This window comes from Burkholderiales bacterium, assembly GCA_035560005.1.
Taxonomy (GTDB): Bacteria; Pseudomonadota; Gammaproteobacteria; order Burkholderiales; family Eutrophovitaceae; genus DASRFY01.
The window spans coordinates 118,122-129,850 of sequence record DATMAN010000027.1 but is presented as its reverse complement, the minus strand read 5'-3'; the positions used below and the strand labels follow the sequence as shown (position 1 = coordinate 129,850).

At 66.3% G+C, this 11,729-nt stretch carries 12 protein-coding genes; 5 read left to right on the top strand and 7 right to left on the bottom strand.

Annotated features, from left to right (window positions below; genetic code table 11):
• Window positions 1-138 precede the first annotated feature (138 nt).
• A complete protein-coding gene (locus VNM24_03320; GenBank protein ID HWQ37629.1) occupies window positions 139-1,332 on the top strand; it encodes an IS4 family transposase in 1,194 nt (397 codons plus the stop codon).
• On the opposite strand, the gene VNM24_03315 is transcribed toward VNM24_03320, so the two are convergent.
• On the bottom strand, window positions 1,311-1,643 hold the full coding sequence (locus tag VNM24_03315; protein HWQ37628.1) for a transposase: 333 nt from the start codon (window positions 1,641-1,643) through the stop codon (window positions 1,311-1,313). The two genes, VNM24_03320 and VNM24_03315, sit on opposite strands and share 22 nt — an antisense overlap.
• Here VNM24_03315 and VNM24_03310 point away from each other — a divergent pair.
• The 4 genes from VNM24_03310 (at window position 1,642) to VNM24_03295 (ending at window position 6,545) form a co-directional block, all read left to right on the top strand.
• Window positions 1,642-2,070: a hypothetical protein gene (locus VNM24_03310; protein ID HWQ37627.1), complete on the top strand. Its 429-nt coding sequence runs from the start codon at window positions 1,642-1,644 to the stop codon at window positions 2,068-2,070. The genes VNM24_03315 and VNM24_03310 overlap by 2 nt on opposite strands.
• Window positions 2,071-2,501: 431 nt before the next feature.
• On the top strand, window positions 2,502-5,189 hold the full coding sequence (locus VNM24_03305) for a GGDEF domain-containing protein (GenBank protein HWQ37626.1): 2,688 nt from the start codon (window positions 2,502-2,504) through the stop codon (window positions 5,187-5,189).
• A 151-nt stretch (window positions 5,190-5,340) separates the two neighbouring features.
• Complete coding sequence (locus VNM24_03300) at window positions 5,341-5,712, top strand: DUF423 domain-containing protein (GenBank protein ID HWQ37625.1); 372 nt, start codon at window positions 5,341-5,343, stop codon at window positions 5,710-5,712.
• Between the two features lie 425 nt (window positions 5,713-6,137).
• Window positions 6,138-6,545 (top strand): VOC family protein, encoded by a 408-nt coding sequence (locus tag VNM24_03295; GenBank protein ID HWQ37624.1) that lies wholly within the window; start codon window positions 6,138-6,140, stop codon window positions 6,543-6,545.
• A gap of 80 nt (window positions 6,546-6,625) precedes the next feature.
• Here the strand turns inward: VNM24_03295 and VNM24_03290 are convergent, their stop codons facing one another.
• The 6 genes from VNM24_03290 to VNM24_03265 form a co-directional block, all read right to left on the bottom strand.
• Window positions 6,626-7,843 carry a hypothetical protein gene (locus tag VNM24_03290; GenBank protein ID HWQ37623.1) on the bottom strand — a complete coding sequence of 406 codons (1,218 nt, stop codon included), beginning with the start codon at window positions 7,841-7,843 and terminating at the stop codon, window positions 6,626-6,628.
• A gap of 4 nt (window positions 7,844-7,847) precedes the next feature.
• A complete protein-coding gene (locus tag VNM24_03285) occupies window positions 7,848-8,507 on the bottom strand; it encodes a hypothetical protein (protein ID HWQ37622.1) in 660 nt (219 codons plus the stop codon).
• Between the two features lie 239 nt (window positions 8,508-8,746).
• On the bottom strand, window positions 8,747-10,234 hold the full coding sequence (locus VNM24_03280) for an Nramp family divalent metal transporter (protein HWQ37621.1): 1,488 nt from the start codon (window positions 10,232-10,234) through the stop codon (window positions 8,747-8,749).
• A gap of 126 nt (window positions 10,235-10,360) precedes the next feature.
• Window positions 10,361-10,660, bottom strand: coding sequence for a hypothetical protein (locus VNM24_03275; protein ID HWQ37620.1), 300 nt, complete (start codon window positions 10,658-10,660; stop codon window positions 10,361-10,363).
• An 8-nt stretch (window positions 10,661-10,668) separates the two neighbouring features.
• A complete protein-coding gene (locus VNM24_03270) occupies window positions 10,669-11,133 on the bottom strand; it encodes a DUF2721 domain-containing protein (GenBank protein HWQ37619.1) in 465 nt (154 codons plus the stop codon).
• A 128-nt stretch (window positions 11,134-11,261) separates the two neighbouring features.
• Window positions 11,262-11,705, bottom strand: coding sequence for a nuclear transport factor 2 family protein (locus VNM24_03265; GenBank protein ID HWQ37618.1), 444 nt, complete (start codon window positions 11,703-11,705; stop codon window positions 11,262-11,264).
• Window positions 11,706-11,729: the final 24 nt, after the last annotated feature.

Below are 11,729 nucleotides of genomic sequence, written 5' to 3'. Positions count from 1 at the left end.
GGGTCAGACTCTGAGGTCTCCCCTCAAATACAGTTTGCTGTTCAGGGCGTTAGACGTTAGTGTGCGCGCAAAAACAAGACATGCATGGCAGGTTTAGTGTCTCTTTCGTAGCGACCAAACTGCGAAGGAGAGCCCGCCATGCATGCGTTGTCGATGTTACACCGCAGGCTTGCTCTGAGTTGCCCGCAGGTGCACCGCAAGCGGCTAAACAGTCTGTTGGCCGCGGTGCACGCGGCCGTTTCGGGCAGTCGCTTGGCGTTGAGCGATCTGGGCCGGGGGCTTTGCGGTGCGGCGGGTGTGAAGCACAACATCAAACGAGTTGATCGTCTTCTGGGCAACGGCGCGCTGCACCTCGAAGTGGCCGAGGTCTATGAGGCGCTGGCACGGGACTGCCTCGGTGCAGTCAAGATCCCGCTCATTATTGTGGATTGGTCGGACTTGAGTCCTGATCGCAGCTGGCAGTTGCTGCGCGCCTCGATGGCGCTGGAGGGTCGCAGCGTGAGGCTGTACGAGGAGGTGCATCCGCTCTCGCGTGCGGGCACCCGCGGGGTGCACAAGCGCTTTCTTGCCCGGCTCGGGGCGATGCTGCCGTCGGGCTGCCGGCCGATCATGATCACCGATGCCGGCTTTCGCAGCCGCTGGTTCCAGTTGGTCAATGCCATGGGCTGGTGCTGGATCGGGCGCATTCGCAATCGCGACATGGTAAGTGCGCCCGGCAGCGGGCACTGGTTTGGCTGCAAGGCGCTCTACGCCAAGGCGAGCGCGGTGGCGCAGGCGCTGGGCCGCTACCAGTACGTGCGCTCCAACCCGCTGCTCTGTGACTTGGTGATCATCAAGCGTCCCCGCCGAGGACGGCACAAGAGGAGCGTGCTGGGCAAGGCGGTTCGCTCCTATCACAGCCTGAAACAGGCGCGCTCGCAGCGCGAGCCGTGGCTGCTGGCCTGCTCGCCTTCGCTCTCGCATTTGAGCGCACAGGCCGTGGTAGCGCTTTACGCCCAGCGCATGCAGATCGAGGAGGCCTTCCGCGACCTGAAGAGCCAACGCTTCGGCTTGGGTTTATCTGCCTGCCGATCGAAACAAAGACAGCGCTTGCGCGTGCTGTTGCTGATTGCCACTCTGGCCTTGTACGTCCTGCGCTTGATCGGCGAAGCCGCCAAGGCCAGACAACTGCAGTTTCAGTTCCAGAGCAACACGCGGCGCTCGCGCCCGGTGCTCTCGGCGATCAGTCTCGCCTTGCAGATCGTGCGAAGGAGACTGGGAGCATTTCCACCGGGTGAGATCAACGCAGTGAGAAGACACCTATGGCAGCCTCACCCGGCGCTGGGAATTTGAGGGGAGACCTCAGAGTCTGACCCGATATTTCCCCGCCCGCTGAGCCCCTGGACCTGGGTGAAGATGTTGGCGATCTCCTCACCCAGCGTCCGGACGAAGGCGGTCAGGGTGGTGAAGTGCGGGGCGCGCTCTCCGGACAGGGCAATGAATACGACATTCTGCAGGCATGCACGCTCGATCTCGCGGCTGCTGACGATGCCCCGGGAGTAGCCAAAGAGGATCAGCTTGAGCAGGACGGCAGGCGGGTAGGCCGGGGCGCCAGTGGCCCTCGTTGCAGACCCGATCATCCAGCCCGGAGAGATCGCGTTCATGATCGAGCAGATGATTCAGCGCGTGTTCGAAGGTGCCGGGAAGCAGCTGGCAGGGCAAATCGACAGGCAGACCTCTCGCAGAGGTATCGATCGTCTTGTAGCGGGCCATCGCGCCTTGCCACGGAGTGGCGATGGGCCGATCTTGCGGCACGCACATGACAGGAGCAATATCTCGGGAGACTTTCTATACAGCTTCGTTAGCCCGCGGCGTATCGCACTGTTTTACACGGCAGATCTGAACTGTCACGATGCGTTGCGGTCGGCTGCGCCCCTGCGCAAGTTATACGGGCGCGGCCGGTGGCGAAAACGCAAAGGGATTGCACGTGTGCGCCTCGCCGATGGTGCGATCCACATCGCCGAGGTTCATTGGTGCGAGGCCGCTGTGATAGGAAAAAAAAAAGAATTCGAGATCAAGCGCCTGTTGTGAAGGCATGCCTTCATGAGCAGAACGTTGCCATCTCGCCACTTGGTTGTGTGTGAAGATTGAGGGCTACGCCGCCTCGTTAGAGAAGCGCAGAATCTACGTCGCGCTTTCGGGTCTTGTTGCCGAGAAGCACAAGCAAATCCGGGTAATCGATGAGTCGGGGAGAAACCATCTGTATCCGAAAGCATGTTTTTCATTCCCATTGCCCTGCCGCAGTCCGTTCGTAGGGCGGTCCTCACCGCTGGCTAACCACGCCGTGAACCGGACCCAACAGCGCTGCTGTTGGGTTCCCTCCGGCCGTTGGCCCTCATCGGCCGGTTACGCGGGGCGTTTAGCCGGCAACGGATGGCCCGGAATGCAACCTCCGGCACTTGTTGTGGGCGGATACCTGAGCCGATGCCATTGCCTGATGCGCGTTCCCAGGAGCAGGACCTGTGACTGCCGCCCTGTCGCCGGTTGAGCGTCAGTTCGCGGCGGGTTCGCGACTCGCTGGGGCCTTTTGCATCGCGGTCGGCTTGCTGGCGCTGGCGGGCTGGACGTTCGATCTTCCGCTGCTCATGAGCGTCGTGCCCGGTTACGTGACCATGAAGGCGAATGCCGCCGCCTGCTTCGTGCTTTCCGGGGCTGCCCTGCTTCTTGCGCGCGCGCGCTGGCCGGCACGAGTCTCTTACGGCGCGCTCGCTCTCGCCGGCTTCGTGGCGCTAGCCGGCGCGGTCACGCTCGCGCAGGACCTCTTCGGCTGGAACGCGGGCATCGATGAGATCCTGTTCCGCGAAGCGCTGGGAGCGATCCAGACGACCGACCTTGGCCGCATGTCGCCCGGGACCGCTGTTGCGTTCGTTCTGGCGGGCGTTTCGATCCCGCTGCTCGCGCTTCCGTCGGAAAACGCCGCGCGCGCCGCCCAGTTGCTCGCCGCCGCGATCGGGGCGGTCGCGCTCGTCGCCCTGATGGGCTACCTCCTCGATGTCGAAGCGCTCTATCGCGTGCGCGCATTCTCCGCCATGTCGCTCAACGCCGCGACCGGTCTCCTCGCTCTCGCCCTCGGCATACTGGCGGCACGGCCCGGCCGCGGCTGGATGAAGGAATTCGCGGCCGACACCAGCAGCGCCCGACTCGCGCGGCGCCTGGCGCTCGCCATCTTCGTCATGCTGCCCGTGCTCGCGCTGCTTCGCCTCCAAGGGGAACGCCTGGGCTGGTACCCAACCTCGTTCGGCGTCGGCATTCACGCCGTCGCCGGGCTGATTCTGATCGTCGTGCTGCTCTGGTTTCTCGCGCGCGCGGCCAATCGCGCCGAGGCGCGGGTGGCGCGCTTGGCCCGGGTCCAGAGCGTCCTGAGCAGGATCAACGCCCTCATCGTGCGCACCCGCGACCGCAAAGCGCTGGTCGAGGAGGCCTGCCGCATCGCGGTGGATCCGGGCGGCTATCCGCTGGCCTGGATCGGGCTCGTCGATCGCGAGCGGACGCGGATCGTTCCCGCCGCCTCGGCCGGCGCGGTGGGCGACTTGCTCGAAAAGGCCGGCGATCGCCTGTCCTTGAGCGCGGAAACGCAAAGCCCCGGCCCCGCGGCGCGCGCGGTATTGACCGGCCAGGCGGTCGTGGTGGGCGACGTTGCCACGGCGCCGGACATGCCTTTCCGGGGGGAACTCCTCGCGCGCCGCGTGCGCGCGTTCGCGATGCTCCCGCTCGTCGTCGCCGGCGAAGCGCGCGGCGTGCTCGCCCTGCATGCGTCCGACCACCACGCCTTCGACCGCGAGGAGATGAGGCTCCTCGAGGAAATCGCGGGCGACATCGCCTTCGCCCTCGACCACATCGACAAGGAAGAGAGGCTCAACTACCTCAGCTACTACAACACGCTCACCCGGCTGGCCAACCGGACGTTGTTTTTGGACCGCCTGGCCCAGCATGTCGGCGGGGCTGGCCGGGCGGGCGGAAGCCTCGCCCTGCTCATCCTCGATGTTGCCGGTTTCCGGCACGTCAATGCCGCGCAGGGCCGGCACGCCGGCGACGAAGTGCTGCGAGCCATCGGCGAGCGGCTGGAGCGCACGCTCGACCCCTCCCTGCTCTCGAGGACCGGTGGCGACCAGTTCGCCGCCATCGTCCCTCGGCTCGCCAATGAGGAAGACGCCGTGCGCGCCTACGAGCGCATCGCCGCGGAGTGCTTCGTCGAGCAGTTCGCCGTGGGCGCCGAGACGGCCGCGCTGGCCGTGCGCGCCGGCATCGCCATCTATCCGCAGGACGGCGCCAGCGCCGAGGCGCTTTATCAGAGCGCGGAAATCGCGCTCGCCGAGGCCAAGAAACACGGCGACAGCTATCGGTTGCATGATCCGGAGAGCGACAGGTCCGTTCGCGGCCGGCTCGGGCTCGAGACACGCCTGCGGCGCGCGATCGAGAACCGCGAGCTGCGGCTGCACTACCAGCCCAAGGTGGATACGCGCACGCGCGCGCTCACCGGCGCGGAGGCGCTCATGCGCTGGCAGGATCCGGAGCGCGGGCTCCTCCCGCCCGTCGAATTCATCCCGCTGCTGGAGGAAACGCGCCTCATCCTCGCGGCGGGCGCCTGGGCGATCGGCCAGGCCGCCGCGGACGCGGCCGCAATCGCCGGCGCGGGTCTTGCCGGATTCCGCATTGCGGTCAACGTGTCGGCGGTGCAGTTGCGCGAGCCCGATTTCGCGGCTGCCGCCGCGCGCGCCGCCGGAAGCGACCCGGGCCCCGGTGCGATCGAACTGGAGATCACCGAGTCGGTCGCCATGCAGGACATCCAGTCGGCGCTTGCCAAGCTCGAAGCTGCGCGCGCCCTGGGTTTCTCGCTCGTGATAGACGATTTCGGCACCGGTTATTCGTCTCTCGCCTATCTCGCGAGAATCCCCGCCCAGTCAGTGAAGATCGACCGCTCATTCGTCACCGCCGTGCTGGATGACCCCAAGAGCGCCGAGCTGGTCCGCGCTGTCGTTTCGCTCGCCCGCTCGCTTGGCATGCGATGCGTCGCCGAGGGCGTCGAGACCGAGGCGCAGGCACGCTTTCTTGCGCAGGCCGGCTGCGACGAGATGCAAGGCTACCTCATCAGCAGACCGCTGCCGCTCGACGAATTCATTGCGTTCGCGTCACGCCAGACACCACGCTGACCACCGGCTTTCATCCGAGGCGCCTTCGATCGAATCACCAGCTAACCACTATGAGGCCCGGCGCGAGCTACGCTCGCGCTGGAGCCATCCGGATAGAGCGCGGCACTGCGGGGCGGCCGGCAGCGCGACGTCGCGCGCAAACAGACACTGAATGGACCGACTGTTCTTCATTCTCGGAAGCCTCTCCGCCTTTCTTGGCGTGGCCCTCGGCGCGTTTGCGTCGCACGGGCTGAAGGGCCGGGTGGGCCCGGAACTGCTCGCGACCTTTGAGATCGGCGTGCGGTACCAGATGTATCATGCGCTGGCGCTGCTTGCGGTGGCGTGGGCGCAGACGCGCTGGCCCGGCCCGGTTCTGGCGGCGGGTGGATGGTTGTTCGTCGCCGGGACGCTGCTCTTCTCCGGCAATCTCTATCTCCTCAGCCTGACCGGTGCGCGCTGGCTCGGCGCTATCACGCCGTTCGGCGGACTTGCGTTCCTTGCGGGTTGGCTGTGTCTTGCGTGGGCGGTCTGGCGGGCTACATAGAAATGCAGGAGACCGCTCAGGCCGTCAGCGATGCGCGAGTTGGCAGGTCCGGGTAGCGATCGGCTGCGCGGCCTCCGGGGCACAAGCGAATGACCCCGTACGACCTTGCGGCACTCGAGAATGCCGAATTCCAGGCATGCATCGACCTGTATCGGGTGGCTCCCGAACCGGTTCGCAAGGCGCACGCGATCGAGATGCGGGTTATCGGAGCGGCGACCTGGCTTGAAAGGCGCGGCTTTGCACGAGGCTAAGCCTGGATGAAGTTCTGCCGGCCGTGTGACGGCTCGCTGGAAGCGACCACGGATCTGAAAGTCCGAGTCGTCGGCTGCGAGGCTGCGCGCGAATTCGGGCGGGTGGTGACGGAAGGGTTCGGACCGGCCGAGTGCGTTGCGAATCCGGTTGAACAAGGGCGGAGCGGAAGCGGTATGGATTTCCTCGTCAATATCGATGTCGACGATCTCGAAAAGGCCGTGCGTTTCTACAGCAACGCCTTCGGATTGCGCGTCGGACGCCGCTTTGGAGCGTTCGGTGCGGAGATGCTCGGAGGCCCGGCGCCGATTTATCTGCTGGTGAAGAAGGCGGGGACGGTCGCATCGGACGCGAGTTCGCAGACAAGAGCCTACGAGCGTCATTGGACGCCGACGCATCTGGACTTTGTCGTCGGCGACATCGACAGTGCCGTCGAGAAGGCGGTTGTGGCCGGCGCACGCCTGGAAAAGCCGGTCGCCATCCACAAATGGGGCAAGCTCGCGCTCATGGCCGACCCGTTCGGTCACGGTTTCTGTCTGGTGCAGTTCCTCGGTCGCGGCTACGACGAGATCGCGGACCGATGAAGACCGCTCGTTTTGGAGAAGAGAGGCGTCTTGTGGACGATCGCCTCCCATGGCTCGGGCGCGCGCCGTCGCGCGGCGGATCAGAACCGGGTCAGCGCCCCGATGGGCGCCAGTTCGCGCAGCCAGGCGCGAGCTTGCGCGCTGCGCACGATCTCGATCGCGGCGCCCTGGTCGAGCGCGCGCTCCAGTGCGAGGTCGACAAAGTCGTCGACGCCGACAAGGACCGCGCCACACGCCGGGCAATTCGGCTGCGCGTGTGACGCCAGCATCCGGCAACGCGGGCATTGACCGCCCGCAGCGCGGTATTCTTCATCCACCACGAGCTTCATCGCGCGGCGCTGATTGAGTGCGTCGATCGTGTCATCCAGCCCGAGCACGCCGCCATGCGGCACCGCGTCGCGCAAACGGTCGACGGTCATCGTTTCCTCGCGCGCCTCGATCCGGTGCTGCAGGGGCGCTGCCGCGGCTGCGACCTCCGACGCGCGCGCCTGGAGCTCCACGTCGAAATCGCCGCCGAAGCGGAACTGGACAGGTTTCGGCAACTCTTGAACCAGTGCCGCACGCAACCGCGGGCTGCCCGCCAGCAGCAGGTAGCGCGCGGCGAACTGGGCGCAGACCAGGGCGGCGATCTGCGCCAGCGCTTTGACCTCGGCCTGAACCATGTGCCGTTCGATGCGTTCGCGCTCCTGAGGCGGTATCCAGTCGGTCACGAGGCCGCGCAGCCGTTCGCCCTTGACGTCGAGCACTTCATCGACCACACCGATCTGGCTGATGAAGAAGCGGCTGCGCTCCTGGGACAAGAGCGCGATCACGAAGCGATCGTGCTCGTCGCGCGTGCTCACCAATGGACGGATACAGGGCCGGGAATCGGCCACGACCCGATCGTCGAGCGCGACCGGCAGCGTGATCTGGCGCCACAGCCCCAGTGGCTCGCAAACGAAGAAAGCGGCGCCGCGGCCCAGTTCCGGCAGCCGCTCGGCGGCCGCCTGTTCGACCCGCGCCAGTTCGTCGGCCACGGCCTGGCGCATGCGCCTGTCCTCGATCCGGGCGAGACAGGCCTTGGCGAGATCCTTGTAGACGATTGCCCAGGCCCTCCGCTCGCGTCGCTCGGGTGTGAGCCGCAGGTACACGCTGACGATCGGCGCGCCGGAGGCACGCAGGTTGGCGAGCGCCTTCAGGTGCGCGGGCGTAAGCAGCCTGTACTCGGGTTCGTCGAGGCGTTGCTCGAGGATGCGATGGATGCGCTCGCGCTTTTCCGGCGTGAGCCGTTCGGGCGCATCGATGAGCGGCGTTGCCATGCGCTCACTCCCTGGCGGTGGCGCTGCGCGCTTCGGTGCGCAGCTCGCCGATCAGCCGCCGCGTCTGTTCGACCGGCAGGCGCAGGATGTAGGCGATCTCCGCGACCGCGAGCCGGTGCTCGAAACGCAACAGCAGCGCCTGGCGTGCCTGTGCGTCGAGCTGGTCGAGCGGCGCTTCCTCCAGCGCGATGAATTCCTCCGGAGCGGGCACATCGCCGGGAATGAGGTCTTCCCAGCGGACGAAGTCGTCGGGCTGATGCCACTCCCAGTAGGATGCGTCGTCGTCGTAGATGACCGGCTCCCTGGGCGGGGCCGATTCGAGCGACACGCTCCAGATCTGGCGCAGGCGCTGCTCGCGCGCGACGATCCATTGCAGCACGCGGTGCTGGCTGCCCAGCAGCCAGGCGCGCAGGCTGAGCCGGCGCGGCCGGTGATGCCGTCCGTGCCAGGCACGGATCAGGGTTTCGCCGACCAGCTCCTCGGGCGCCAGATCTTGCGGGCCGAGCTGGCCGAGCGACTCGTGATAGCGGATGTCGCGCCCCGCGGCCTGCAGCATCTCCGCGAGATGGGGTTCGACGATCGCCCAGAAGGCCTGCCGGTCGCCGGCGAGCGCGCGCTGCCACTGCGGATCGTTCGCAACGGCAATCGACGTTTCCGTATTCATCGCCTGGAACCTCGCGTCCTGTCTTCACGCGCGGCGTCCGGCGTGCGACGCAGCACGCCGCGCGCGTTCGACACTTCCATGCGTCCTTATTTAGGGGCGGGGCGCGCGGTTACAAGCGCGCACAGGCGTGCGCAGATGCGACCGCGGGGCTCTGGAAGGGACCGGCGCGCCGGTCCAAGCGAACGGGGCACGGCGCCGGCGGCTGCGCGCGCGGGCGCAACCGGGGCGCCGGCCTCCCGTTATCCGCCGAAGATCAGCGAGGCGAGCTGCGCGCGGTTGAGGTAGAGGTAAGCGATGGCCATCGTCATATAGGCGAGCGTCACCAGCAGCATCAGCGCCCGCGTGACGGGATGCGGCTTGATCCACTTCGGGAAGACGCGCGGCAGCATCACGTAGTTCAGGTAGACGATGGCCGGGCAGATGATGGCCATGGCAAGGAAGGCCACCACGCCGCGGATCACGATCAACTGACCCGGCTGCGCGAGCGCCATCGTCACGACCGTCAGCACCGTGAAGATCGCCACGAAGATGTAGTACCAGCTGCGGAAATGCAGCTTCTGCGCGCCGGGAATGTTGTGGTAGAAGAAGTCGGCCTGGATGCGCGAGAACCCGTCGGTCAACTGCAGCCAGGCGTCGCACAGGAACGCGGCGGCCACGATCAGGAACAAAGCCTTCCCGACCGGACCCCACGCCACCTCGAAGAAGGCCGACTGCACGACCGCGATCTCCCAGCCGCTCGGAACGATGCCCTTCGGCATGAGCAGCGCCCAGGCGAGCCAGCACATGATGATGGTGGTGATCAGGTTCAGGGCCACGCCGATGAAGTTCTCGGTGCTGACGTAGCGCACCCAGCCTTTGTAGTTCTTCTTGTTCTCCTCGGTATCGGCCATCGCGAATCCGGTGGCGGGGATCGCTTCGGGCTGGCCGGTGATCGGCGAGGTGACGCGGCCGACCTTGGCGCCCATGCCCACGCCCTTGTCGCGCATCCAGTAGGCGATGAACAGCTGGCCGAAGCCGCCGGCGCCGGCGAAGGCGATACTGGTGACCACCGTGTTGATATCCTTCGGGTCCCAGTTGGGGATCGCGCTCACCGGCGTGTAGTGGGGAACGAGCGCGGAGAAGAATTCGCCCGTCACCGCGAGCACCGGCTCCTGGAAGATCGCGAAGATGATGCCTCCCATCGTGATGATCACCACGATCATCGAGAATTTCTCCACCAGGGTGTAGGCCACCCGGCTGAATACCAGGGCGAGAAGATAGAGGCCAATGGTGAGGTAGCCCCAGAACAGAGACTGTCCGCGCGGCGTCCAGCCTTCCGGGAAGCCGGTGAGCGCGGCGAGCGCCGTGCCTCCGGCGGCCGCATAGGCGCCGAACCAGATGTTTTCGATGAAGACACCAATCCAGCACAGCCAGGCGAACCAGCGGCCGATGCGGGTAAAGCCGGTCATCGGCGTTTCCCCGGTGAGCACGGTGTAGCGGCACAACTCGATGTTGAGCCAGTACTGCAGCAGCGCGGCCGGAATCAGCAGGCCGAGAAACGCCGCCCCGTACTTGGCGGTCAGATAAGGCCACCAGATCAGCTCGCCGGAACCTTGCGCCAGCGCGGCCCAGAGAATACCGGGACCCAGGTAAGCAAAGACGCCCGCAAACACGGGCATCGTGGCCAGTTGCAGCGGGGGTAGATGTCCGAGGGCGACGGCTGGCCCGGAGGCTTGTGCAGTGCTCATGGTTCTTCCTCCCACGTGGACGCGATGATTCCATTGCACTACTGCACCGCCGCGGTCGCCCGCGGCTGCTGGTTGCGGGGTGAAATATGAGCCTGTTCGGGAGCGTCTGGCAAGCCCGGGAGACGCTCAGTGCGCGCCGCCGCGAATGAAGATCAGCGCGAACGGCACAGCCCGTGCCACGGCGACCGCGCGGGCCGACACCAGCGCACGGAGCAGCGTGACGCGCCCCGGCGGCACCTTGCGCCACCTGGGGATCGGATTCGCGATGAGCAACACGAGCCAGAACGGCAGCAGGGGCAGCGCGAAAAAGAAGTCCTTTTCGCCGGCACCGAAGCCGACGACGCCTTCCATGGCCAGCGCGGCGAACAGCACCGTGGCCAAGAGAGCAAAGGCGGCCACGAGAATTCGCGCGAGCCGGGCGGGCATGGCGTCCCTCAGGGTTGAGTCAACCCCTTGAGCATGATCGCGTGCCTGCCGGCCTCGATGGCGAGAAACACTTCCCTCAGGAACATCGCCAGCGCGCCGATCAGCGAGAACATGGCCAGCGCGAACATGACGCCGACGGTCTCCGACAGATCGAAGCGGATGAACACGCCGAGGAATGCGGTGGCCACCACCAGGCAGATCAGGATGCCGCTCATCACCGAAAAGACCATCGCCTGATAGATGAGCCGGATGCGGCGCGCGAGGACTTGCAGCTCCGAGACGCAGGCACGGGCCTTGTCGCCCTGATCGGGCGGCAGGCCCTGAAGTTTTTCCTCCACGACGCGGCGGCGATCGACGATGCGTCCGAGGCGGCTGTTCAGCGCCGTGAGGATCGTGCCGATGGCGGTGAGCAGGAACACCGGCGCTACCGCGAGCTGGATGACATGCGAAATGTCGATGAGTTGCGATCCCATTGGTGTCGTCCCGTGACAGCGGCGGGTGCCGCGATCAGCGCCCCCGGCGTTGCCGGTGCAGCTCCCGCGTCAACCATCGCCCGCCGGAGACGGCAACATGCATACGCGGTCCCGGCGGCGCGCTCGTTCTACTGCTTGAAGGCCGACTGGCGCGCCGCGAGCTGCCAGCGGCCGTCGCGCTTGACCCACACGTTCAGATAGCGCAGATCCACTGCGCGCGGCTCGCCCTTCTGTTCGATGTCCAGCCGCGTGGAGCCCATCGCGGTCGCCACGTCGCCGTAGACGTGGATCTTCACGTCGTAGCGCTCGGCCTTCTTGATCTTGATGTCGCCGGTCGACGCATAGGCGACGTAGGCCTGCTTGTCCGACACCCTGCCGCTCGGCTGGTGATAGAGGAACTCCTCGGCCAGCATGCCGGCGAACGCGCCCCAGTCTGCCTTGATCATCGCTTCGTAGCGCTGGTCCTCGACGCGCTCGATCTCCTGCACCGCGTCCGCCCGTGCGCAGTCCCACGCAAGCCCGAGCGCCAGCAGCGCGCCGCCCAGGGCGATCCAGCGTTTCAGCAGTTCCATGGCCTCTGCTCCTTTGCTCTTGTT

Excerpts from the sequence above, each read along its gene's own strand:
- VNM24_03295 (HWQ37624.1), top strand. The coding sequence starts at position 6,138 with ATGGATTTCCTCGTCAATATCGATGTCGACGATCTCGAAAAGGCCGTG.
- VNM24_03290 (HWQ37623.1), bottom strand. The coding sequence starts at position 7,843 with ATGGCAACGCCGCTCATCGATGCGCCCGAACGGCTCACGCCGGAAAAG.
- VNM24_03280 (HWQ37621.1), bottom strand. The coding sequence starts at position 10,234 with ATGAGCACTGCACAAGCCTCCGGGCCAGCCGTCGCCCTCGGACATCTA.
- VNM24_03315 (HWQ37628.1), bottom strand. The coding sequence starts at position 1,643 with ATGAACGCGATCTCTCCGGGCTGGATGATCGGGTCTGCAACGAGGGCC.
- VNM24_03285 (HWQ37622.1), bottom strand. The coding sequence starts at position 8,507 with ATGAATACGGAAACGTCGATTGCCGTTGCGAACGATCCGCAGTGGCAG.
- VNM24_03275 (HWQ37620.1), bottom strand. The coding sequence starts at position 10,660 with ATGCCCGCCCGGCTCGCGCGAATTCTCGTGGCCGCCTTTGCTCTCTTG.
- VNM24_03270 (HWQ37619.1), bottom strand. The coding sequence starts at position 11,133 with ATGGGATCGCAACTCATCGACATTTCGCATGTCATCCAGCTCGCGGTA.
- VNM24_03265 (HWQ37618.1), bottom strand. The coding sequence starts at position 11,705 with ATGGAACTGCTGAAACGCTGGATCGCCCTGGGCGGCGCGCTGCTGGCG.
- VNM24_03320 (HWQ37629.1), top strand. The coding sequence starts at position 139 with ATGCATGCGTTGTCGATGTTACACCGCAGGCTTGCTCTGAGTTGCCCG.
- VNM24_03310 (HWQ37627.1), top strand. The coding sequence starts at position 1,642 with ATGATCGAGCAGATGATTCAGCGCGTGTTCGAAGGTGCCGGGAAGCAG.
- VNM24_03300 (HWQ37625.1), top strand. The coding sequence starts at position 5,341 with ATGGACCGACTGTTCTTCATTCTCGGAAGCCTCTCCGCCTTTCTTGGC.